This window comes from Brachymonas sp. KE5, assembly GCF_057773645.1.
This window is the reverse complement of sequence record NZ_CM173463.1, coordinates 1,384,727-1,407,576: the sequence shown is the minus strand read 5'-3', so window position 1 is coordinate 1,407,576 and position 22,850 is coordinate 1,384,727. Positions and strand designations below refer to the sequence as shown.

19 protein-coding genes and 3 tRNA genes are annotated in these 22,850 nt (G+C 64.2%); 15 read left to right on the top strand and 7 right to left on the bottom strand.

The genetic code is table 11. The features are described 5' to 3' along the window. The first annotated feature begins 3 nt into the window (after positions 1 to 3). From rlmN to der, 8 genes are read left to right on the top strand one after another with little or no spacing between them, the layout of a single operon-like run. Positions 4 to 1,152, top strand: coding sequence for a dual-specificity RNA methyltransferase RlmN (rlmN, locus tag ACX36O_RS06690; RefSeq protein ID WP_213360676.1), 1,149 nt, complete (start codon positions 4 to 6; stop codon positions 1,150 to 1,152). Between the two features lie 16 nt (positions 1,153 to 1,168). Then, a complete protein-coding gene (locus ACX36O_RS06685) occupies positions 1,169 to 1,843 on the top strand; it encodes a tetratricopeptide repeat protein (RefSeq protein ID WP_488360221.1) in 675 nt (224 codons plus the stop codon). 17 nt (positions 1,844 to 1,860) lie between these two features. Then, entirely contained in the window at positions 1,861 to 2,748 is an 888-nt protein-coding gene (locus ACX36O_RS06680; protein ID WP_488360220.1) for a helix-turn-helix domain-containing protein, read from the top strand. 14 nt (positions 2,749 to 2,762) lie between these two features. After that, the gene (gene ispG / locus ACX36O_RS06675) at positions 2,763 to 4,031 is read left to right on the top strand and encodes a flavodoxin-dependent (E)-4-hydroxy-3-methylbut-2-enyl-diphosphate synthase (RefSeq protein WP_488360219.1); all 1,269 of its coding nucleotides are present in this window, start codon (positions 2,763 to 2,765) and stop codon (positions 4,029 to 4,031) included. Positions 4,032 to 4,088: 57 nt separating this feature from the next. Further along, on the top strand, positions 4,089 to 5,378 hold the full coding sequence (gene hisS / locus ACX36O_RS06670; RefSeq protein ID WP_213360671.1) for a histidine--tRNA ligase: 1,290 nt from the start codon (positions 4,089 to 4,091) through the stop codon (positions 5,376 to 5,378). A gap of 58 nt (positions 5,379 to 5,436) precedes the next feature. After that, positions 5,437 to 6,237, top strand: a complete 801-nt coding sequence (locus tag ACX36O_RS06665) for a YfgM family protein (protein WP_488360218.1) — start codon at positions 5,437 to 5,439, stop codon at positions 6,235 to 6,237. A gap of 40 nt (positions 6,238 to 6,277) precedes the next feature. Continuing rightward, the gene (locus tag ACX36O_RS06660) at positions 6,278 to 7,429 is read left to right on the top strand and encodes an outer membrane protein assembly factor BamB (RefSeq protein WP_371686258.1); all 1,152 of its coding nucleotides are present in this window, start codon (positions 6,278 to 6,280) and stop codon (positions 7,427 to 7,429) included. Positions 7,430 to 7,444: 15 nt separating this feature from the next. Beyond that, positions 7,445 to 8,785, top strand: coding sequence for a ribosome biogenesis GTPase Der (gene der, locus ACX36O_RS06655; protein ID WP_213360667.1), 1,341 nt, complete (start codon positions 7,445 to 7,447; stop codon positions 8,783 to 8,785). Between the two features lie 99 nt (positions 8,786 to 8,884). Here der and hpnE read toward each other — a convergent pair whose 3' ends face one another. The 3 genes from hpnE to hpnC all read right to left on the bottom strand — a co-directional run bounded on the left by hpnE (position 8,885) and on the right by hpnC (position 12,162). Next, positions 8,885 to 10,207: a hydroxysqualene dehydroxylase HpnE gene (hpnE, locus tag ACX36O_RS06650; RefSeq protein WP_488360217.1), complete on the bottom strand. Its 1,323-nt coding sequence runs from the start codon at positions 10,205 to 10,207 to the stop codon at positions 8,885 to 8,887. 130 nt (positions 10,208 to 10,337) lie between these two features. Further along, entirely contained in the window at positions 10,338 to 11,201 is an 864-nt protein-coding gene (hpnD, locus tag ACX36O_RS06645; RefSeq protein ID WP_213360663.1) for a presqualene diphosphate synthase HpnD, read from the bottom strand. Positions 11,202 to 11,292: 91 nt separating this feature from the next. Further along, on the bottom strand, positions 11,293 to 12,162 hold the full coding sequence (gene hpnC / locus ACX36O_RS06640; RefSeq protein WP_250131004.1) for a squalene synthase HpnC: 870 nt from the start codon (positions 12,160 to 12,162) through the stop codon (positions 11,293 to 11,295). Between the two features lie 144 nt (positions 12,163 to 12,306). On the opposite strand from hpnC, the gene ACX36O_RS06635 reads away from it, so the two are divergent. The 7 genes from ACX36O_RS06635 (at position 12,307) to ACX36O_RS06605 (ending at position 19,034) form a co-directional block, all read left to right on the top strand. Beyond that, positions 12,307 to 12,393 (top strand) — tRNA-Leu (locus tag ACX36O_RS06635). 67 nt (positions 12,394 to 12,460) lie between these two features. Then, positions 12,461 to 13,771 carry a trigger factor gene (gene tig / locus ACX36O_RS06630; RefSeq protein ID WP_213360662.1) on the top strand — a complete coding sequence of 437 codons (1,311 nt, stop codon included), beginning with the start codon at positions 12,461 to 12,463 and terminating at the stop codon, positions 13,769 to 13,771. 189 nt (positions 13,772 to 13,960) lie between these two features. Continuing rightward, positions 13,961 to 14,593: an ATP-dependent Clp endopeptidase proteolytic subunit ClpP gene (clpP, locus tag ACX36O_RS06625; RefSeq protein WP_213360660.1), complete on the top strand. Its 633-nt coding sequence runs from the start codon at positions 13,961 to 13,963 to the stop codon at positions 14,591 to 14,593. A 108-nt stretch (positions 14,594 to 14,701) separates the two neighbouring features. Continuing rightward, positions 14,702 to 15,979 carry an ATP-dependent Clp protease ATP-binding subunit ClpX gene (clpX, locus tag ACX36O_RS06620; protein ID WP_371686260.1) on the top strand — a complete coding sequence of 426 codons (1,278 nt, stop codon included), beginning with the start codon at positions 14,702 to 14,704 and terminating at the stop codon, positions 15,977 to 15,979. A gap of 240 nt (positions 15,980 to 16,219) precedes the next feature. Further along, positions 16,220 to 18,676, top strand: coding sequence for an endopeptidase La (gene lon / locus ACX36O_RS06615; RefSeq protein ID WP_213360656.1), 2,457 nt, complete (start codon positions 16,220 to 16,222; stop codon positions 18,674 to 18,676). A 138-nt stretch (positions 18,677 to 18,814) separates the two neighbouring features. Then, positions 18,815 to 18,890 (top strand) — tRNA-Gly (locus ACX36O_RS06610). A gap of 70 nt (positions 18,891 to 18,960) precedes the next feature. Further along, positions 18,961 to 19,034 (top strand) — tRNA-Cys (locus ACX36O_RS06605). Positions 19,035 to 19,231: 197 nt separating this feature from the next. On the opposite strand, the gene ACX36O_RS06600 is transcribed toward ACX36O_RS06605, so the two are convergent. The 4 genes from ACX36O_RS06600 to ACX36O_RS06585 form a co-directional block, all read right to left on the bottom strand. Further along, positions 19,232 to 19,465, bottom strand: a complete 234-nt coding sequence (locus tag ACX36O_RS06600; protein ID WP_213360654.1) for a hypothetical protein — start codon at positions 19,463 to 19,465, stop codon at positions 19,232 to 19,234. A 148-nt stretch (positions 19,466 to 19,613) separates the two neighbouring features. Further along, positions 19,614 to 20,582, bottom strand: coding sequence for a phenylacetic acid degradation operon negative regulatory protein PaaX (gene paaX / locus ACX36O_RS06595; RefSeq protein ID WP_488360216.1), 969 nt, complete (start codon positions 20,580 to 20,582; stop codon positions 19,614 to 19,616). Positions 20,583 to 20,804: 222 nt separating this feature from the next. Then, on the bottom strand, positions 20,805 to 21,617 hold the full coding sequence (locus tag ACX36O_RS06590; protein ID WP_213360645.1) for an IclR family transcriptional regulator: 813 nt from the start codon (positions 21,615 to 21,617) through the stop codon (positions 20,805 to 20,807). 101 nt (positions 21,618 to 21,718) lie between these two features. After that, positions 21,719 to 22,774, bottom strand: a complete 1,056-nt coding sequence (locus ACX36O_RS06585; RefSeq protein ID WP_213360644.1) for a 2Fe-2S iron-sulfur cluster-binding protein — start codon at positions 22,772 to 22,774, stop codon at positions 21,719 to 21,721. Positions 22,775 to 22,850: the final 76 nt, after the last annotated feature.

Genomic DNA, 22,850 nt, shown 5'->3' with positions numbered 1-22,850 from the left:
CGCATGACCACCGCCATCAACCTGCTCGATTTCGACCTCGAAGGGCTGGTGGCGTGGTGCGGCCAGCTGGGCGAGAAGCGCTTCCGCGCCACCCAGCTGTTCCGCTGGATCCACCAGAAGGGTGTATCCGACTTCGCGCAGATGAGCGACTTGGCCAAATCCCTGCGTGAAAAACTGGCCGGTGTGGCGGTAGTAGAGCCGCTGCCCGTGGTGTCGCAGCACATGTCTGCCGATGGCACCATCAAATGGCTGTTTGACGTGGGCGACGGCAACGCCGTCGAAACCGTCTTCATCCCCGAAACCGATCGCGGCACGCTGTGCGTTTCATCGCAGGCGGGCTGTGCGGTGGGTTGCCGCTTTTGCTCTACCGGACACCAGGGCTTCAGCCGCAACCTCACCACTGGCGAAATCATGGCGCAGCTGTGGTTTGCCGAACATTTTCTGCGCAAGCACCTGCAGACCGATGAGCGCGTCATCTCCAACGTGGTGATGATGGGCATGGGCGAGCCGCTGCAGAACTATGGCGCCCTGGTGCCGGCGCTGCGCATCATGCTGGATGACCATGGCTATGGCCTGTCGCGCCGCCGCGTGACGGTGTCCACCTCGGGCGTGGTGCCCATCATGGACCGCCTCTCGCAGGACTGCGCCGTGGCGCTGGCAGTATCGCTGCACGCGCCGAACGATGCGCTGCGCGACCATCTGGTGCCGCTCAACCGCAAATACCCGCTGGCCGAGCTGATGCAGGCCTGTCAGCGCTATCTGGAGTTCGCCCCGCGCGACTTCATCACCTTCGAATACTGCATGCTTGATGGCGTCAACGACCAGCCCGAGCATGCGCGCCAGTTGATCGATCTGGTCCGCAGTTCGGGCAAGGGCGCCTGGTGCAAGTTCAACCTGATTCCTTTCAACCCCTTCCCGGCATCGGGCCTGAAGCGCTCTTCCAACGCCGTGGTGCAGGAGTTCGGCCGCCTGCTCAATGAGGCGGGCATCGTCACCACCGTGCGCAAGACGCGCGGGGATGACATCGACGCCGCCTGCGGCCAGTTGGCGGGCGACGTGAAGGACCGCACTCGTGTCGAGCAGCGCATCGTGCTGCAGCGCAAGGCCGATATCGCTGTCCGTGCCGCAGGCGAGGAAGCCCGTGGCGACTGAGGGCCGGGTTCGCGCAATGCTTTGTCGGCGCCTGGGCCTGCCGTTCTGGCTGGGTGCCCTGGTCCTGATGGTGGGCCTGGGGGCGTGCAGCAATACCGCCGGCACAGTCGCTTCCGATACCAGCGCGCAGCAGCGTGCCCGCTTGCGCATGGAATTGGCCCTGGGTTATTTCCAGAACGGACAATCCGCCGTGGCGCTCGAAGAAGTCCGGCAGGCACTGGCTGCCGACCCTCGCCATGGTCCGGCCTACAACCTGCAGGGCCTGATCCTGCTGCGACAGGGCGACCGAGCCGGAGCGGAGCGCAGCTGGCGCCAGGCCGTACGCCTTAACGGACATGACGCAGACGCGCGGCATAATCTGGGTTTGCTGCTGTGTGAGCAGGGCGTCTACGAAGAGTCGGTGCAGCAATTTGCGCAGGCATTGGCCGAGCCCGCCTATGCGGGCAAGCCGCGCACCCATCTGGCAGCCGGCACCTGTGCGCTGAAGGCGGGGCGGGCGGCGCAGGCGGCCAGCCATGCCAAAGCAGCCAGCGAACAGCAACCGAGTGCGGCCTCGCTGTGGCTGGGCATGCGTGCCGAACACCAGCTGGGCCATGCGCAGGCAGTCAGCGACTATGCCCGCCGCCTGCAGCAGCAGTTTCCTGATTCCGCAGAAATGCAGCGTTACCAGCGCCAGGCCTGGAACGATTAACGACAGAACGACGCACCATGAATCAAGCAGTCAAAGCTTCCTACCAATTCGATTCCAGCCAGACGGCTGGCCAGATGCTGCGCGGCCTGCGGGAGCATGCCGGTGTGGAGCTCGAGGTGCTCGCCGCGGCGATGAAGGTGCCGCCGCAGAAGATCGAGGCGCTGGAGCAGGACAACCTCGTTTCGCTGCCGGCATACTTTGCCCGCGGCCTGTCGGCCAATATTTGCCGTTACCTCGATGCCGACCCGCATCCGGTGCTGGCCAAGCTGCCCGATGACAAGCCACGCATCGCCACCGATGACGAATCCATCAACGCGCCGTTCAGCCCGCACCGCTTCGGTTCCGGCATGCGCTCCGGCGGCATTCCGCCCTGGGCGATTGTTGGTGCCGGCGTGCTGGCAGCAGGTGCGCTGGTGCTGTTCCTGTATCCCACGCTGAGCAGCAAGCTCGGCAGTGCCCGTGCTGCAGCCAGCGCTGCCAGTGCGGCTCCGGCGGCTGATGCCGCATCCGCGGCGCCGGCGCAGGGTTCGCTGACCAATCTGCAGGCTCCGCCTGCGGCCGCTCCGTCCAACCTGCAGCCGGCGCCCTTGACTCTGCAGCCGGCACCGGCCGCCTCGGCACCGGACGCAGCCGCCAGTGCCGTTGCTGCGGCCCCGGTACCCGCCGGCGAAGGCCTGACCTTGCGCGCGGTAGGCGAAACCTGGGTCCAGGTGCGTTCGGCAGCGGGCAAGACTGTCTACGAGCGCACGCTCAAGGCGGGCGAAAGCGATCAGGTTGCCATTGCCGCCTATCCGGTGCGTGTCACCATCGGCCGTGCCGAGAACGTGCAGCTGACCGACCGCGGCCAGCCCTTCGACATGGCCAGCGTGGCCTCGATCGGCGTGGCACGTTTCGAACTCAAGTAAACGGAATATTCCTCATGCTGCTGACTACCGATCCCGTACCGGTTGCTGCTCCGGCCCGCCATGCCACGCTGCAGGCCGTTGTGCGCCATGGCGAGCGCGTGGTGACCATCGGCGGCGATGCGCCGGTGCGTGTGCAATCGATGACCAATACCGATACGGTGGACGCCGTTGGTACGGCCATCCAGATCAAGGAGCTTGCGCAGGCCGGCTCCGAGCTGGTGCGCATTACCGTCAACACGCCCGAGGCCGCGCAGGCCGTGCCGTATGTGCGCGAGCAGCTCGACCGCATGGGCATCGATGTGCCGCTGATCGGGGATTTTCACTATAACGGCCACCGTCTTTTGACAGAATTTCCCGATTGCGCGCAAGCTTTGTCCAAATACCGCATCAACCCGGGCAACGTGGGCAAGGGCGACAAGAAGGACAAGCAGTTCGGGCAGATGATCGAAGCCGCCATGCGCTGGGACAAGCCGGTGCGCATCGGTGTGAACTGGGGCAGCCTGGATCAGGAACTGCTGGCCGGCATGATGGACGAGAACAGCCGTCGCGCCCATCCCTGGAGCGGCCAGCAGGTGATGTACGAGGCGCTGATGGCATCGGCCATCGGTTCCGCCCATCGTGCCGTCGAGATGGGTATGCTCAAGAACCAGATCCTGCTGTCCTGCAAGGTCAGTGGCGTGCAGGACCTGATCGCCGTCTATCGTGCCCTGGCGCAGCGCTGCAACTACCCGCTGCACCTGGGCCTGACCGAGGCCGGCATGGGCACCAAGGGCACCGTGGCTTCCACCGCAGCCCTGTCGGTGCTGCTGCAGGAAGGCATTGGCGACACCATCCGCGTCTCGCTCACGCCGCAACCGGGCGAGTCGCGCACACAGGAAGTGGTGATCGCTTCCGAAATCCTGCAGGCGCTGGGTTTGCGCACCTTCGTGCCCAGTGTCACCGCTTGCCCCGGCTGTGGTCGCACCACCAGCAGCACCTTCCAGGAACTGGCCAAGCAGATCGACGATTTCCTGCGCGCGCAGATGCCGGTCTGGCGTGAACAGTATCCGGGTGTGGAAAACATGAAGGTGGCCGTGATGGGCTGCATCGTGAACGGCCCGGGTGAGAGCAAGCATGCCGATATCGGCATCAGTCTGCCCGGCACTGGCGAGGCGCCTGCCGCACCTGTCTACATCGACGGCGAAAAAGCCCTCACGCTGCGTGGAGAGAGCATCGCTGCCGAATTCCAGCAGCTCGTCACCCGCTATATCGAAGACCGTTTCGGCGCCAACCGCGCCCAATAAACCACCGGCATGGCCTGTTGTGCGCATTGCGCGCCAGAGCCGGCCGCAATGCATACCATGGCTGAAAAAATTACCGCAATCAAGGGAATGAACGATGTGCTGCCGCCGCAGTCGGCGCACTGGGAATGGCTGGAACAGCAAGTGCGCGAGGTAATGGCGCGCTTTGCCTACCGCAACATCCGCACCCCCATCGTCGAGCCCACCGGCCTGTTCGTGCGCAGCCTTGGCGAAGTCACGGACGTGGTCGAGAAGGAGATGTACTCCTTCGAGGATAAGCTCAACGGTGAGGCGCTGACGCTGCGCCCGGAGAACACCGCCGGCGTGGTGCGCGCCGTGGTCGAGAACAACCTGCTGTACGAAGGTGGCAAGCGCCTGTACTACATGGGCCCCATGTTCCGCCATGAGCGCCCGCAGCGCGGCCGCTACCGCCAGTTCCACCAGGTAGGCGCCGAAGCGCTGGGCTTTGCCGGTGCGCATGTCGATGCCGAGCTGATCCTGCTGGCACACAGCCTGTGGCAACAGTTGGGCGTGCGCGATGTTCGGCTGGAAATCAACAGCCTGGGCCAGCCCGACGAGCGCAAGGCGCACCGCGAGGCGCTGATCCGCCATTTCGAGGCCCATGCCGACCTGCTGGACGAGGACGGCAAGCGCCGTCTGTACAGCAACCCGCTGCGCATTCTGGATACCAAGAATCCGGCGATGAAGCCGGTGGTGGAATCTGCCCCGCGCCTGCTGGATTTCCTGGGCGAAGCCTCGTTGCAGGCATTCGAGACGCTGCAGGCCATCCTGCGCAGCAACGGCGTGGAGTTCACCATCAACCCGCGTCTGGTCCGCGGTCTGGACTATTACAACCTGACCGTGTTTGAATTCATTACAGAAAGCCTGGGCGCCCAGGGCACCATCTGCGCCGGCGGCCGTTACGATGGTCTGGTCGAGCAGGTGGGCGGCAAGCCGGCCCCTGGCGTGGGCTGGGCCATGGGCGTGGAACGTGTGCTGGAGCTGCTGAAGGAGCAGAACCTGCTGCCGGCCATCCCGGTGCCGGATGCCTATGCCGTGATTCCCGACATGGCCAGCCTGCCGGTGGCGATGCAGGCCATCCAGCAGCTGCGCATGGCGGGGGTCTCGGTGCAGATGCATGCCAGCGCCACGGCCGAGATGGGCAGCTTCAAGTCGCAATTCAAGAAGGCAGACGGCAGCGGGGCGCGTTATGCGCTCGTGTTCGGTGCCGACGAAGTGGCCGAAGGCTGCGTTACGGTGAAATCGCTGCGTGACGGAGCCGGCGCGCAGGAGAAAAAACCGCTGGCCGAAATTGCGCAGTGGGCGAACCGCCTACAATCATCGGATTGACGCGTGGGCAAGGCATGGCCTTGCATCACGACATTTTTGACAGGACGCTCGAACAAGCATGGCGATTCAGATTCAGAACCTCGACCTGGAAGAACAGGAACAACTCGACAAGCTCAAGCACTTCTGGGAGCGCTGGGGCAACCTGATCAGCGGCGTGCTCATCGTGGCGCTGCTGGGTTTTGCCGGCTGGCGTGGCTACGACTGGTACCAGTCGCGCCAGGCGGGCCAGGCTTCCGGTCTGTACGACCAGGTGCAGGCCAACGCCGAGGCGGGCGATACGACCAAGCTGGCCAGTTCGCTCAAGGCCATGCAGGATGATTACAAGTCGACCACCTATGCACAGCAGGCCAACCTTTTGGCAGCCAAGGTGTTCTTCGAGAAGGGTCAGCTGGACCAGGCGCGTAATGCCTTGTCGGCTGCTGCCGCTTCCTCGACCGACAAGGGCCTGCAAAGCCTGGCCAGGCTGCAACTGGCCTCGCTGTTGACGCAGCAGAAGCAGTACGATCAGGCCGTGCAGCAGCTCTCCACCGACATCCAGCCCGAATTTGCCGCTCTGGCCGCCGATCGCCTGGGTGATGTGCAGTCGCTGCAGGGCAAGAATGCCGAGGCCATCAAGTCCTATACCACCGCGTTCAAGGGCATCGAAGCCGGCCAGCCGTACCGTCAGATGATCGCCATGAAGCTGACGGCGCTGGGCGTAGACGTCAGCACCATCGATCCGAATTTCGGCAAGCAGGATGCTGCCGAGGAGGCTGCCCCTGCAGAAGCACCGGCCAGTATCACAGCACCCGCAGCCTCCGCGCCCGCTGCCGCTTCGAGCGCAGCTGCGCCTGCCAGCGCACCGGCTTCTGCCGGCTGATCGCCAAGAATCCGTCCGACCATTTTCCGAAGGAGACAGCATGATCCCGCGTCGCTCCCTGAAGTCCTCCGCTGGCCGCTGGCTGCTGGCATCCTGCACGGTGGCCGTCCTGGCGGCCTGTTCCGGCAACAAGCCTCCGCCGCCGTCGCCGCTGCAGGCCAACCCGGCCAGCGTGCCGGCCGGCGTGGCCTGGAGCCAGAAGCTGCCTGCCGAGGTGAATTTCCCGCTGCAGGTAGCAACGGTTGGCAACGAGATTGTGGTGGCTGACAGCCGCGGCAACGTGCAGGCCATGCAGGCCGGCAGCGGTGCCGTGCTGTGGCAGGCTTCCGTCGGCAAGGGGATCAGCGCCGGTGTCGGCAGCGATGGCACCACGGCAGCCGTGGTGACCGACCGCAACGAACTGGTCGCCCTGCGGGGTGGCAAGGAGCAATGGCGCATCCCGCTGGATACGCGTGTCTATACTGCGCCGCTGGTGGCGGGTGGCCGTGTGTTCGTGCTGGGTGCCGACCGCAGCGTGGCCGCCTACGATGGCGGCAATGGCTTCCGCCTGTGGACGCAGAAGGCCCGTGCCGCTGATGACGGGCTGGTGCTGCGTCAGGGCTCGCTGCTGACTGCCGCTGGTGGTGCGCTGCTGGCAGGCGTGTCTGGCCGCGTGGTGGCGTTCAATCCCGACGACGGCACCCCGCTGATGCAGGTCAGCGTTGCCAGCGCCCGTGGCGGTACCGACGTGGCCCGCATGGGCGACGTGCTGGCTCCCGCATCGCGCGAGGGCGGCAGCCTGTGCACGCGCACCTTCCAGGCCGGCGTGAGCTGTGCCGTGCTGGGTGGCGGCGGCAACACCGTGTGGAGCCAGCCCAGCACGGGGTCGACCGGCATTTCCGGCGATGCCCAGATCGTGGTCGGTAGCGATGACTCCGGCAACGTGGTGGCCTGGGAACGTGCCAACGGCAATCCGGTGTGGAACAACACCACGCTGCGTTACCGCGGCCTGGGCGCGCCGCTGGTGGCCGGCAACCAGGTGCTGGTGGGTGACGCACAGGGTTATGTGCATGTGCTGGCGCGCCAGAGCGGCGCCCTGGTGAACCGTGTTGCCACCGATGGTGCCCCGATCCGGGTGGCGCCGGTGCTGGCCGGCAACTCGGTGATTGTCGTGGGCAGCAAGGGCACCGTCACCGCCATTCAAGCCCGCTGATCCTGATTGTTTGTCATGAAACCTGTCATTGCCCTTGTCGGGCGGCCCAATGTGGGCAAATCCACGCTGTTCAACCGGATGACCAAGTCGCGGGACGCGATCGTGGCCGACTTTGCCGGCCTGACGCGGGACCGCCACTATGGCAACGGCCGCCAGGGGCGACGCGAATACATCGTCATCGATACGGGGGGCTTCGAGCCCGATGCGGGCGAAGGCAGCATCTTCCGCGAAATGGCGCGCCAGACGCAGCAGGCCGTGGCCGAGGCGGATGTGGTGCTGTTCATCGTGGACGCGCGTGCCGGCTTGTCGGCACAGGATCATGACATTGCCAACTACCTGCGTCGCCTGGGCAAGACCGCCATCCTGGTGGCCAACAAGGCCGAGGGCATGAAGGAAGGCCAGCAACTGGTCGACTTCTACGAGCTCGGCTTGGGCGAGGTGTACCCCGTATCGGCGGCGCACGGCCAGGGCATTCGCAGCCTGATCGATTTTGCACTCGACAGCATCGGCATGCCCGAGCCGGACGAAGATGCGCCGGATGAAAGCGAAGGCGTCATCAAGCTGGCCGTGGCCGGCCGTCCGAACGTCGGCAAGTCCACGCTGATCAACACCTGGCTGGGCGAGGAGCGCCTGGTGGCCTTCGACATGCCGGGCACCACGCGGGATGCCATCAGCGTGCCTTTCGAGCGCAACGGCCAGAAATTCGAGCTGATCGATACCGCCGGCCTGCGGCGCAAGGGCAAGGTGTTCGAGGCGATCGAGAAGTTCTCGGTGGTCAAGACACTGCAGGCGATCGAGTCGGCCAACGTGGTGCTGCTGTTGCTGGATGCCACGCAGGGCGTGACGGACCAGGACGCGCATATCGCCGGCTTCATCCTGGAAAGTGGTCGCGCCGTGGTGGTGGCGATCAACAAGTGGGACGCAGTTGACGAGTACCAGCGCGAGCTGGTGCTGCGTTCGGTGGAGACGCGGCTGGCATTCCTCAAGTTTGCCGCGCTGCACTATATTTCTGCCATCAAGCGCCAGGGTCTGGGCCCGGTATGGCAGTCCATCATCCAGGCGCACAAGGCGGCGAACATCAAGATGTCCACGCCGCAGCTCACGCGACTGCTGCACGAGGCAGTGCAATTCCAGGCGCCCAAGCGCTCGGGCATGTTCCGTCCCAAGCTGCGCTATGCGCACCAGGGCGGCATGAATCCGCCGGTGGTGGTGGTTCACGGCAATTCGCTGGAACACGTCACCGATGCCTACAAGCGCTATCTGGAAGGCCGGCTGCGCAAGCAGTTCAACCTGATCGGCACGCCGCTGCGCATCGAGATGAAAACCTCGCACAACCCGTACGCGGACAAGGAGTAAGCTGGCGGTCTGCGGTCTGCGGTCTGCGGTCTGCGGTCTGTGGTCTGTGGTCTGTGGTCTGTGGTCTGCGGTCTGTGGTCTGTCGTCAGCAGTCAGTAGTCAGCAGTCAACCGATGCGGCAGGCAAGGCTGTTGCCGCAGCCAGGCCACTACGGACGGCGCCTTCCAGAGTCGCCGGATAAGGACCTTCCACGTAATCCCCGCAAGCTTGCAGACCTGCAGCGATACCGGCCGGAGGACGCAGCACCCCAGCGTGGCACATAAAGGTCGCACGCTTGTCTACCAGCGTGGCGATGATGTCGAGCTGCTCCAGGCCGAGTTGCTCGCTGGCCTGTGCCCGGATGGCGTTTTCCAGGGCGTCTCGCTCCAGTTCGCAGCAACTGGTCACGAAAGCCAGCAGTTGTTCCTTGCGGCCGCCACTTGTTGTTCTCGCCTGCGCATCGTGGCTGAAGACGAATTGTGCGGGGCGTTCCGGGGTGTCGCGCAGGGCCTGCATGGGGGGCAGCGGTTTGGAGCTAGCGTACCGGGCGTAGGTAGTGGCGATGGGCGCATGCTGCAAAGTCCGGGCAACGTCGGCCCATTCCGGGGCAATGCTGCTGACCAGGCGCGCTGCCTCACGTGCGGGTACGGCCAGAATGATGCGGTCAAAACGCCCGACCTGTGAGGCCGCTGCCTTGCAGTCGTGCGCAAGCTCCCACATTCCCTGATGTGATCGATGGATCGCTCGTACGCGACAGCCGAGATGGACGCTGGCTCCCTTGCGTTCCAGCCACTGTGCGGCGGGGCGGGGCAGCAGTTCGCCGAGCGACTCGCGTGCAATCAGCGCATCCGAACCACCGCGTTCGGCCAGCAGGGCATCCTGCAGTACGCGCAGAAATACCGAGCCACTGGTGTCTGCAGGCTGGCTGTTGAAAGCGGATATGCACAGGGGCGTGACAAGATCGGCCATCACGCGCGGATGCAGGCCATGGCACACGTCCTGCACCGTTGCGCGTTCCGCTGCGCGGAAGCGCTGCCATTGCCAGCGGGCTGCAACCCGCAGCAGCGAGAGCCGCGCCGCCCAGCTCCATCCGCGCGCCCGCAGGATGGCGCGCAGTACATCGAGCTGCGGGTGGCCGGCGGGTGAAGGCATGCACAGTCCATGGCCATCGGGTGTGCGCAGATCCAGAGGCAGGCGGAGCAGGGCGCTCTGTGTATCCACGCCAAGCTCCTGCATCAGACGCAGGGATTCGCGGTAGGCGCCGATCAGAATGTGCTGGCCGTTGTCCAGCGTAGTGCCGTCCGGCAGCGTGACGCTGCGCGCCCGGCCGCCGGGTTCGGCAGCGGCTTCGAAGAGCGTCACCGCGTGCCCCTGGCGTGTTGCGGCCACGGCCGCGGCGCATCCTGCCCAGCCGGCGCCGATAACCGCGACTTGCAGTGGCATTTGCATTTCCGGACCCACGGTTGCGAACGTGTCGGGCTGTGGCACTCTCATATCAGTGGCTCCGGCATAGGCCCAGGTCGCCGGACGTGCGCGGGCTTTTGTTCGCCTTCCGAGTCACTGCTACCCGCCCTCAGATCCGGTGCGCTCCCAGCGCCTGCACCTTCCAGGCCAGCCAGAACTTGCGCAGCGGCGTCAGGCTGATGCGCTGGTGCAGCACCTGGAAGTTTTCCTGTTCGATCTCGCGCAGCAGGGTGCGGTAGATGCTGGCCATCATCAGGCCGGGTTTCTGGGCGCGGCGCTCTGACGCGGGCAACAGGGCCAGAGCCTTGTCGTAGTACTGGTGTGCGCGTTGGGCCTGGTAGCGCATCATCTCGACAAACTCCGGACTGTATTCGCGTGCCAGAATGGAGCTGGCCTTGACGCCGAAGTGCTGCAGGTCGCTGATGGGCAGGTAGATGCGGCCGCGCATGGCGTCTTCGCCGACGTCGCGGATGATGTTGGTGAGCTGCAGCGCCAGGCCGAGTTGGTGTGCGTATTCGGTGGTTTGCTGTTCGGTCTGGCCGAAGATGCGGGCCGAGACTTCGCCGACGATGCCGGCGACAAGGTGGCAGTAGCGCTGCAGCCCGGCAAAGTCGAGGTAGCGCGTTTGCTGCAGGTCCATTTGGCAGCCTTCGATCACCGCCATCAGGTGACGCTGCTCGATTCCGAAGGTGGGGGCGTGCCGCATCAGGGCGCGCATGACGGGATGCGTGGGCTTGCCGGCAAAGGACTGTCGCACCTCGTTTTCCCACCACGCCAGCTTGGTCTGTGCCAGGCTCGGGTCGCTCACTTCATCCACCACGTCATCCACTTCGCGGCAGAACGCATAGAAGGCCGTGATGGCGGCGCGTCGTTCGGCGGGCAGGAACAGGAACGCATAGTAGAAGCTGCTGCCGGATGCGGCGGCTTTTTGCTGGACGTACTGCTGGGGCGTGGCGGGCGTGGTTTCGGACATGGGTGCGCTCAGTGGGAGTGGCGGCTATTGTCCCATGCAAATGGGGCGCCGGCGTGACGGGGGGGGGCTTGCTCTGCCGTGTGCAGGACGTTCAGCGCAAGGGCTGCAGGCTGCGGGCGAGCATGAGCAGCCCATCCATGGCTCCGATGCGAGGTCGCTTGCTGAAGGCTTCCGCTCCCAGTTTCGCGGTTTTTTCCCCGATGCGCAGCCCGCCTTGCATGACCAGGCGCAGCTCCCAGGCGGCCTTGCGGCCGGCGATACCAGCCACGGCTTCCGGCAACGCCGCCCCTTGCGACATCAGCCCGCGCGCGCGTTCCAGCAATTCTTGCAGCAGGGCTGCTCGCTGCGCTGCCGGTGCATGCATGGGGTCACGGCAATCCACGCCATGGCGATCCGCCAGATCCTGCGGCAGGTAGTAGCGGCCGCGGGACACGTCCACCGAGATGTCCTGCCAGAAGTTGAACAGCTGCAGCGCGGTGCAGATGGCATCGCTCTGTCGCAGCGCAGGCTCCGAGCGCACGCCATACAGGTGCAACATCAGCCGTCCCACCGGATTGGCGGAATAGCGGGCGTAGTCGATCAGGTCATCATGGCGGGGGTAGACGGCGACGGCTTCCGAATGCAGGATGTCACGTTCAAAGGCCGTGAGCAGGTCGTGCAGCAGAGCCGCGGGCAGATCGTGTTGCCTCACGGCATGCTGCAGGGGGGGCATCACGTCCGGCCAGTCGCCATCAGCCGGGTAGGGCGCAGGCGCAGTGGCCAGTTCCAGCGCCCGGCGATAGCGGTGCAACGCCAGCAGACGCTCGCCGGCCTCCAGTTCGCCTTCATCCGCCAGATCGTCGGCAGTGCGCGCGAAATGATAGATGGCTGCCACCGCCGGTCGCAGTGGCTTCGGGCACAGCAGGCTCGCCACCGGAAAGTTCTCGTAATGCGTGACAGGTGGCGGGGTGGGAGAAGGCACGGATGCGGAAGGTAACAGTAAAAACCGGGGTGGCAGGGCAGAATTATCTGTCCGGGCCCCTAAACCGGGCTTTTTGCCAGCTAAAATCGCATGTTACCCGTTTTCGGTGAAGCCGCCCCAGGTGTGACTGATCCGCAAACGCAAGCGCGGGTGGCGAAATTGGTAGACGCACCAGGTTTAGGTCCTGACGCCAGCAATGGTGTGGGGGTTCGAGTCCCCCCCCGCGCACCACAGATTCTTTTCATGGCAAGCCCGTCCCCGGCGCCGCTTGCATTAGCCTGATCAAAGGAACACACCCATGTCCGTGAACGTCGAAACCCTGGAAAAGCTGGAGCGCAAGATCGTCCTGTCCGTGCCCGTCAAGGAAGTGCAGGATGAAGTGACCAAGCGCCTGCAGCGTCTGGCCCGCACCGTCAAGATGGACGGCTTCCGTCCTGGCAAGGTGCCGCTGAGCGTGGTGGCCAACCAGTACGGCCCCGGTGTCCAGTATGAAGTGATCAACGACAAGGTTGGCGAAGCCTTCTTCAAGGCTGCCACCGAAGCCGATCTGCGCGTGGCCGGCCAGCCCTCCATCAGCGAGAAGGAAGGTGCCGCCGAAGGCGAGATGCTGTTCGACGCCGTGTTCGAGGTGTACCCCGAAGTGCAGTTCAAGGATCTGGCCGAAGCCGAAGTCGAGAAGCTGACCGCCGAGGTGGACGATGCTGCCGTCGAGCGCACCATCGACATCCTGCGCAAGCAGCGCCGCACCTTCAGTCAGCGCGGCAAGGACGAGCCGGCCGTGGACGGCGACCGCGTGACCGTGGACTTCGAAGGCAAGATCGACGGTGAAGTGTTCGCCGGCGGCAAGGCCGAAGACTTCCAGTACCTGGTCGGCGAAGGCCAGATGCTGGCCGAGTTCGAAGACGCCGTGCGCGGCATGAAGATCGGCGAGAGCAAGACTTTCCCGCTGGCCTTCCCCGAGGACTACCACGGCAAGGACGTGGCTGGCAAGACGGCCGACTTCCTGGTGACCGTGAAGAAGCTGGAAGCCGCCCACCTGCCCGAAGTGAACGACGAGTTCGCCAAGCAGCTGGGCGTGGCCGAAGCCACCGTGGACGGCCTGCGTGCCGACATCCGCAAGAACCTGGAGCGCGAGGTCAAGTACCGCGTGCTGGCCCGCAACAAGACGGCTGTGATGGATGCCCTGGTGGCCAACGCCGAGCTGGACCTGCCCAAGGCCAGTGTGCAGGCCGAGATCAACAACATGGTGGCCAATGCCCGTGCCGACCTGAAGCAGCGCGGCATCAAGGACGCCGACAAGGCTCCGATCCCGGGCGACCTGTTCAAGGACCAGGCCGAGCGTCGCGTGCGCCTGGGCCTGATCGTGGCCGACCTGGTGCGTGCCAACAACCTGCTGGCCACGCCCGAGCAGGTGCAGGCCCACGTGCAGGAACTGGCTGCCAGCTACGAGAAGCCCGAGGACGTGGCCCGCTGGTACACCGGTGACCAGCAGCGCATGGCCGAGATCGAAGCCGTCGTGACCGAGAATAACGTCACCGACTTCGTGCTTGGCAAGGCCAAGGTCAGCGAGAAGAAGGTGAGCTTCGACGAGCTGATGGGCCAGGCCTGATCGCCTGGACGAGGCGTCCTGTCCCTGCGATAGCAACGCACTCGAACCAAAGGCCTGCCGGCGGGCTTGCAGTCTGCCGCGCAGGCCTTATTTATTGGGGCATCATTCTTGCCATAATGTGACAGCGTCGTCTTCTGCCAGCAGATGCGGCGAATGATCTGCCACAAAGCCATTTTCCGGAGTCAACGCATGCAATTCACGCGCAACAGTGCCCTCGATGCCCAAGCCCTCGGCCTCATCCCGATGGTGGTCGAACAATCCGGCCGGGGCGAGCGCTCGTACGACATCTATTCCCGCCTGCTCAAGGAGCGCGTGGTGTTCCTGGTCGGCCCGGTGAACGACCAGACAGCCAATCTGGTGGTGGCCCAGTTGTTGTTCCTCGAGAGCGAGAACCCGGACAAGGATATCTCCCTGTATATCAACTCCCCGGGTGGCTCGGTGAGCGCCGGCATGTCGATCTACGACACCATGCAGTTCATCAAGCCCGACGTGTCCACGCTGTGCATGGGCATGGCGGCCAGCATGGGTGCCTTCCTGCTGTCTTCCGGTGCCAAGGGCAAGCGTTTCAGCCTGCCCAACTCGCGCGTGATGATTCACCAGCCGCTGGGCGGTGCGCAGGGCCAGGCCACCGACATCGAGATCCACGCGCGCGAGATCCTGCGCCTGCGCAAGGACCTGAACCAGATCCTGTCCGAGAACACCGGCCAGCCGCTGGAAAAGATCGAGCGCGATACCGAGCGCGACTACTTCATGGCTGCCCATGAAGCCAAGGACTACGGTCTGGTCGACCGCGTGATCAAGCATCGCGGCGAAGCCGTCTGACGCGGCTGCCGTCGGGCTTGCCGTGCTGTGGTGCGGCGGGCCTGATCTACCACAATACTGTGTAAATACTGACGGTTAGAAACGTTTTCTAACCTACAATCGCACTCCATGACTAGCAAAAAAGACGCTCCCGGCAAGACCATGCACTGCTCCTTCTGCGGCAAGACGCAGGACGAGGTGGACAAACTGGTGTCCGGCAGCTACGGCGGTCAGTCCGTATTCATCTGCAACGAGTGCATCTCCCAGTGCAACGAGATCCTGGAAGAGGATGCCAGCCAGGCGGCTGCCGCTGCGCCCGCCGGCGAGCAGTTGCCCACGCCCGCGCAGCTCAAGGAAAACCTCGACAACTACGTGATCGGCCAGGAAGCCGCCAAGCGCACGCTGGCGGTGGCGGTGTACAACCACTACAAGCGCCTGATGCACAAGGAGCAGCTCGGCAAGGATGACGTGGAGCTGAGCAAGAGCAACATCCTGCTGATCGGCCCCACCGGCTCCGGCAAGACGCTGCTGGCGCAGACCATGGCGCGCATGCTGAACGTGCCTTTCGTGATGGCCGATGCCACCACCCTGACCGAAGCCGGCTACGTGGGTGAAGACGTCGAGAACATCATCACCAAGCTGCTGCAGAGCTGCGAATACGACGTGGAGAAGGCGCAGCGCGGCATCATCTACATCGACGAGATCGACAAGATTTCGCGCAAATCCGACAACCCGTCCATCACGCGCGACGTGTCCGGCGAAGGCGTGCAGCAGGCACTGCTCAAGCTGATCGAAGGCACCATGGCCAGCATTCCGCCGCAGGGCGGGCGCAAGCACCCCAATCAGGATTTCCTGCAGGTGGATACGACGAACATGCTGTTCATCTGCGGCGGCGCCTTTGCCGGCCTGGAAAAGGTGATCGAGCGCCGTACGGCGGGCAGCGGCATCGGCTTTGGCGCCGAGGTGCGCAGCAAGGAAAACCGCACGCTGACCGAGATCTTCCAGAATATCGAGCCGGAAGACCTGATCAAGTACGGCCTGATTCCCGAACTGATCGGCCGCATGCCCGTGGTGACGGCGCTGGCCGAGCTGGACGAGAAGGCGTTGATCAAGATTCTGACCGAGCCCAAGAACGCGCTGGTCAAGCAGTACGGCAAGCTGTTCCAGATGGAAGACGTGGAGCTGGAAATCACGCCCAAGGCGCTGCAGGCGATTGCGCGCAAGGCGATGGAGCGCAAGACTGGCGCCCGTGGTCTGCGCTCGATTCTGGAGCAGGCTTTGCTGGACACCATGTTCGACCTCCCGGGCATGCAGAATGTGGAAAAGGTCGTTGTGGACGAATCCGTGGTCAACGACGCCAAGCCGCCGATGCTGGTGTACCGCAACAAGGAAAAGCAGCAGGCCTGAGCCGCTGCATCCGATGTCTGACCGGCTCCCCTGCGAGCCGGTTTTCATGTGCGGCGCCGTGGTCTCGCAACACGCCCCGTGCACAGGGTTATTGCCCCGGGCGATGACGTGCCGGAGGAGTTGTGGGACATTGGGTTTGCGGTCTGCGCTTTCGGTGTTGCGCCTGCGTTGCACTGCTTGAAAACAGGGTGTATGGCCTCATAACAGGCTATCCAGCCCCTTTTGTGAAAGAAGTTCGAGATGTCTGACTTTGTCTACCTGCCCCCCGAAAGCGTGGAACTGCCCATGCTTCCCCTGCGGGACGTGGTGGTGTTCCCGCACATGGTGATTCCGCTGTTCGTCGGGCGCGCCAAGAGCATTGCTGCGCTCGAAGCAGCCATGGAAGCGGGCCGTTCCGTCATGCTGGTGGCCCAGAAGACGGCCGCCCAGGACGAGCCCGCCATCGACGACATGTTCGCCACCGGCTGCATTGCCTCCATTCTGCAACTGCTTAAGCTGCCGGACGGCACGGTGAAGGTGCTGGTGGAAGGGCGTCAGCGCGCGCAGGTGCAGTCCATTGCAGAGGGCGAGAAGTTCTTTACCGCCACCGTGTTGCCTGCAGCAGCCGATGCGGCTGTTGCGCAGGAATTGTCGCGCGAAGCGCAGAGCGAGATCGAGGCGCTGCGCCGTGCGCTGATGCAGTCCTTCGAGCAGTACGTCAAGCTGAACAAGAAGATTCCTCAGGAAATCCTGTCCTCCATCGGCAGCATCGACGATGCCGGACGCCTGGCCGATACCATCGCCGCGCACTTGCCGCTGAACCTGGAAGACAAGCAGGAAGTGCTGGAGAAGATGGATATCCAGCAACGTCTGGAACTGCTGTTTGGCCAACTCGAGCACGAGGTCGACATCCTCAACGTCGACAAGCGCATCCGCGGCCGCGTCAAGCGCCAGATGGAAAAGAACCAGCGCGACTTCTACCTGAACGAGCAGGTGAAGGCGATCCAGAAGGAACTGGGAGATGGCGAAGAGGGCGCCGATCTGGAAGAGCTGGAGCGCAAGATCAAGGCTGCGCGCATGCCCAAGGCGGCGCTGGCCAAGGCCGAAGCCGAGCTGAAGAAGCTGAAACTGATGTCGCCCATGTCGGCTGAGGCAGGCGTGGCACGCAACTATCTGGATGTGCTGGTCGGCCTGCCGTGGAGCAAGAAGACCAAGATCAAGCAGGATCTGGCGGAGGCCGAGCGCATCCTGAACGAGGACCACTATGGTCTGGAGCGGGTCAAGGACCGCATCCTGGAATACCTCGCCGTGCAGCAGCGTGTGGACAAGGTGAAGGCGCCTATCCTGTGTCTGGTCGGCCCGCCGGGCGTGGGCAAGACCTCGCTGGGGCAGTCCGTGGCCAAGGCCACGGGCCGCAAGTACGTGCGCATGGCGCTGGGCGGCATGCGCGACGAGGCCGAGATCCGCGGTCACCGTCGTACCTATATTGGCGCATTGCCGGGCAAGGTGCTGCAGAACCTGACCAAGGCAGGAGCACGCAACCCGCTGTTCCTGCTGGACGAGATCGACAAGCTGGGTGCGGACTTCCGCGGCGACCCGTCGAGCGCGCTGCTGGAAGTGCTGGATCCCGAGCAGAACCATACCTTCAACGATCATTACGTCGAGCTGGATTTCGACCTGAGCGACGTGATGTTCGTGGCGACGTCGAACTCCATGAACATTCCCGCGGCCTTGCTGGACCGCATGGAGGTAATTCGCCTGTCCGGTTATACCGAAGACGAGAAGGTCAATATCGCCGCGCGCTATCTGCTGCCCAAGCAGATGACGAACAACGGCGTGAAGGCCGAGGAGCTGGAGATCACCGAAGACGCGGTGCGCGACATCGTGCGTTACTACACACGCGAAGCCGGCGTGCGCGGGCTGGAGCGCGAGCTGTCGAAGATCTGCCGCAAGGTGGTAAAGGCGGTGCAACTCAAGCAGGTGAGCGACAAGGTGGTGGTGACGGCTGATAACCTGAACGACTATCTGGGTGTGCGCCGCTATACCTATGGCCGTGCCGACGAAGCCAGCCGCATCGGCCAGGTCGTGGGCTTGGCCTGGACGGAAGTGGGCGGCGATCTTCTCACCATCGAAACTGCCATCATGCCGGGCAAGGGCAATATCCTGCGTACCGGTTCGCTGGGCGACGTGATGAAGGAATCGGTCGAGGCGGCCCGTACCGTGGTGCGCAGCCGTGCGGCACGCCTGGGCATTGCGGACGAGGTGTTCGAGAAAAAGGACATCCACATCCACGTGCCGGATGGCGCCACGCCCAAGGACGGCCCGAGCGCGGGTGCGGCCATGACGACGGCGCTGGTGTCTGCGATTACCGGCATTCCGGTGCGCAGCGATGTGGCCATGACCGGCGAGATCACGCTGCGCGGCGAGGTGACCATCATCGGCGGCCTGAAGGAGAAGCTGCTGGCGGCGTTGCGCGGTGGCATCAAGAAGGTGATCATTCCCGAAGACAACATGAAGGATCTGCAGGAAATTCCGGCCAATGTGAAGGAAGGCCTGGAGATCATTCCGGTGAAGTGGATCGACCAGGTGCTGGCGATTGCGCTGGAGCGCGAGCCGCAGCCGCTGGAGATGGCGGAGTCTGCCGGTGTGCCGATCGACCCGGCGGCCACGGCTCCGGTAAAAACCGTGCGAGCCAAGCGTCCGGCTACAAAACACTGAAAATTCGGTATATAATTTAAGGCTTCGGCGATGCAGAAATGTGCGCCGAAGCGTAGTTGAGATGTGAGTGGCATCACACTGCAAAAAATCAGAAGACTTGAAAAACTCGCTGATTTCTTGCTATAATCTTAGCTTCACGCGGGAATAGCTCAGTTGGTAGAGCGCAACCTTGCCAAGGTTGAGGTCGCGAGTTCGAGCCTCGTTTCCCGCTCCATATTCAAAGGGGAAGCTCGCAAAAGCTTCCCTTTTTTGTCCAGCCTATGGCTGGGCATTGTCCCAGACAGGGCGCGATAGCAAAGCGGTTATGCAACGGATTGCAAATCCGTCTAGCCCGGTTCGACTCCGGGTCGCGCCTCCAAAAAAACACAGCACATTCAAGCACTTAGCGTCTTATGGCCTGGGTGCTTTTTCTTTGCCTGTGCGGCATGCGTGCAAACGGCTACCCGGCTGGACGGATTTGCAATCCGTCTCGGGGCGCTCCGCTACTGATGCAAGGGGAGGTGACAGGGGATGAATGGTGCGCGTGATACCTGCGAATCGTGCAGGCGGGGATAGTCAGGCCACGCTGGTTTCGCGCAGCGCCATTTCCTTCAGTTCACGCAGAGCTTGCTGGATCGGCTTGTTCAGTTCGGGCATGCCGGTGGAGGAGGGGAAGTCCAGCAGGGAGGCTTCCATTTCGGCGTAGGTCTGGCCGGGATTGTCGCAACGTTCCATCAGGCAGTCGGCAGCGGCGAATGCGATGGCTTTCCAGGTGGCGAGCTGGTAGTGCAGGTCTTTGTTTTCTTGCATGATGGCACCCAGGTGCTGGTGAGGAGTTCAAGCACAATTCTGGGTAGCTTGCATGTCACTATTGTGACCGACCTGTCATAAACCATCCCCTTACATTCAGGGTGTTGTGCGCAGGAGGCCCTCTCGAAGTCCTGCTCGCGCAACTCCCTCAGGGTGTGGTGCGTGGGAGGTTCTGGAACGGGTCTTCGGTCTGGAAGCGCTGGTATAGCAGCGGCTGGGCCGGGGTTACGTGGCCGTTGGCGCATTGCAGGTGCTGGTCGAGATGACGCTCGGAGGCCTGCAGCAGGCGGCGGTAGAACTCGCGGCACATCAGGCGCGCCTCGTTGCCGGGCCAGTCGTGCGGCAGCAGTTCGGCGGGCAGTTCGGGATCACGCAGCAGCAGGCGGCGGTATTCGTGGATCAGCACGGTGCGCAGCAGGAAGGCGGTTTCGTCGGGGATCACGTCGCCAAGATTCTGGCGCAGCGCCTCGATCAGCGGGCGGTAGCGCTCCACGAAGGCGGTGTAATCGTTGCCGAGTTGCTCCAGGTTCCAGGCGCGCAGCACCATGTCGACATCGCGCGCGGAGTTGCCGAAGTGGTTTTCCACGGCGAGCAGCGGCATCAGTTCCTGCAGCAGTTCTCCGAGGCCGTCGGCCATCAGGGCATCGGAGGCGGCGTCCAGGTCGGCGCTGGGGTGGATGAAGCAGTCGGTGCCGAGCAGGCCGAAGCCTTGCCAGAACAGGGCGCGGCGCAGTTGCTCGCGCTGGCGCGCGGCGATGTCGCCGACGACCAGCATCAGGCGCCAGCGGCGGTCCCAGACCGGAGTGCTGGAGGCGTAGATGTGGCCCGCGGCATCTTCGATGCGCTGTTGGCCGGCAGGGGTAAGCAGGTAGTCGGCCCGGCGGCCGAAGGCTTCGGTGCGCAGCCAGCCGTCCTGCGCCAGGCGGAAGACGGTGGTGCGGATCAGGCGCTCACCCACGCCCAGGGGTTCCAGCAGGCGGATCAGGCTGCCAAGCCAGATGCGACCGCCGCGCGGGTAGATCGCATCACCGAAAGCGGAGATGATGAGCGATCCGGCGCGGATGCGGCGTTGCTGGCTGAAGGCGTCGAGATGGGCCTGGATGAGGGTGGCGGGCATGCGGCGGGTTGCGCTGGGTCAAATGCATCATTATAGGAAGGCGGCAGCTGGCTTTTCGGAGCAGCGCCAGGGTCTTCCGGACAGGGCGGACGGGAGGTGCGGAAGGCAGCGTGGATTTGCCGGCGCGCAGGGACGAACCCTGGATGCCTGGCGGGTGCGAAGGTGCCAAGGTGTTTCATGCCCTTGTGCATGGGCGATGCCCTCGCGATGCGTGCGGGCGAGTCAGCCTGGCCTGGTTGCGGAGGGGTCGGGAGCGGTGGAGCCGAGCTGCCGTGAGAGGGCTTGCGCGGCTTCGCGCAAGGCGTGCATGGCCGGGCTGTCTTCGCCGAGGTCGCTCATGCCGGCGATGCCGACGACGACCAGGGCCATGGTGATTTCGTTGCGGAAGTTGAACACCGGTGCGCCGAGTGCCTGCACGCCGCCGGCAAAGTAGTGCTCGCCGATGGACACGGCGCCTTGTCCGCGGATCTGGGAGAGGCGCTGTTGCACGTCTGCCATGGTGCGCATGGGGGCGTCGGCGGGCTGACGGGCCAGTTCGGCCTGGATCAGGGCCGAGGTGCGGCGCTCGGGCAGCCAGGCTGCAAACACCAGACCGCTGGCACTGTTGAGCAGTTCTACGCTGACGCCGGTGACCACGTTGACGGTGATGGGCCGGCGGGGCCGTTCCCAGCGCACGATGACCGGGCCGTTGGCGCTCCAGACTGCCAGGGCGGTGGTTTCGTTGATCTGGTTGCGCAGCTGGGAGATGGCTTCCAGGCCGAGACGAATGCGGTCGATGCGGTTGACGGCGGCCAGACCGATGTTGAGAGCAAACGGGCCCAGATCGTAGTGGGAGGTGGCGGGGTCCTGCATGACCAGGCCGGCGCGGATCAGGCTGACCAGATAGCGGTGCGCCTTGGCCGGTGGCATGTCGGCCTGCAGGGCGATGTCCTTGAGCATCATCGGGCCCTGGCTGTTGACCAGCACGCGCGCCACGGACAGGCCGATTTCCAGCGATTGCACGCCGCTCTTGCTGTCTTTTCCTGGCTGGATCATGAAGCGCATCCTCCTGGGTCAATGAAAAAACGGTGCAGTGCAGAGGCACCGCACCGTTCGCGGGGAGACAGCCGCCCCCGCGCCTCGATCGGGGGCAGGCGTCAGTTCGCCGTGCTGAGCAGATGGGAGGCGTCGGCCACCGTAGGCTGCTGCTGGGCGAAGAAGCCTTCAGTGTAGATCATGCCGTCCTGTGCTCCGAGCGCCTTGACGGCATCGACGCAGGTGGCGACGAACTCCGGGCTGCCGGCGGCAAAGATGGTGTGTTTGGACAGGTCGGGGAACATGGAGGGCAGCACCTCGTTGACGCGGCCGTGCAGGAAACCGTCCTTCTGTTCGCGCGTGAGGGTGACCTTGTAGTCGAAGTTGCGGTGCTTGGTGCGCCACCAGGCCATCATGCCGTGACCGTACACGTCGGGCTCGGTGCGGGCGGAGAACAGCAGGGTGACAGGCTTGCGGAAGCCGCGGCGCAGCGCGGTTTCGGCCAGCGCCATGATAGGGGCCAGGCCGGTGCCTGCGGCCAGGCAGAGGATGGGAGTATCGACCGCCGGGTCGCCGATGAAGGTGCCGTAGGGGCCAGAGAGCTTGACGTTGTCGCCGATGGTGAGGGTGTCGTGCACCCACTGGCTGGTGGGGCCGTCATCGGAGCGGGCGATCTGCAGGGTGATTTCGCCATCGGGACGCGGGGCGTTGGCGATGGAGAAGGCGCGGGCCGGGATGTTGTTGCTGCCGGGGCCGAGCGTGACGTACTGGCCGGGCCAGTAGCGCAGCGGCTTGCCGACCGGGCGCAGGCGCAGTTCGACCACGCGGGCGGCCACGATGCGCTTGTCCACCACCACGAACAGGGCGTTTTCGCGTGGCGGGAATAGCTTGGGCTTGGCGTCTTCCGTGCCCCATTCGATCACCAGTTCGTCGGAGATGGGCTTGGCCATGCACATGAGGCCGAAGCCCTGGCGGCGGTCTTCCTGCGAAAGGGCCATGTCGAGCACCATGCCCTGATCGAACTGGCCGGAGAGAACCTTGACCTTGCATTCGCCGCAGGCGCCGGCGCGGCAGTTGTTGGGCAGGGCGAAGCCGGCCTTTTCCAATGACATGAGCACGGTGTCGCCATAAGCGCACTCGACGGATTTGCCGGAAGGCTGCATCACGATGCGGGCCATGTGTGTCTCCTGAATGTTTCTGGTTATCGTCTGCTTGTGGGGGTTTTCGGGTGCGCTTCCTGCGAAAGAAGCGCAC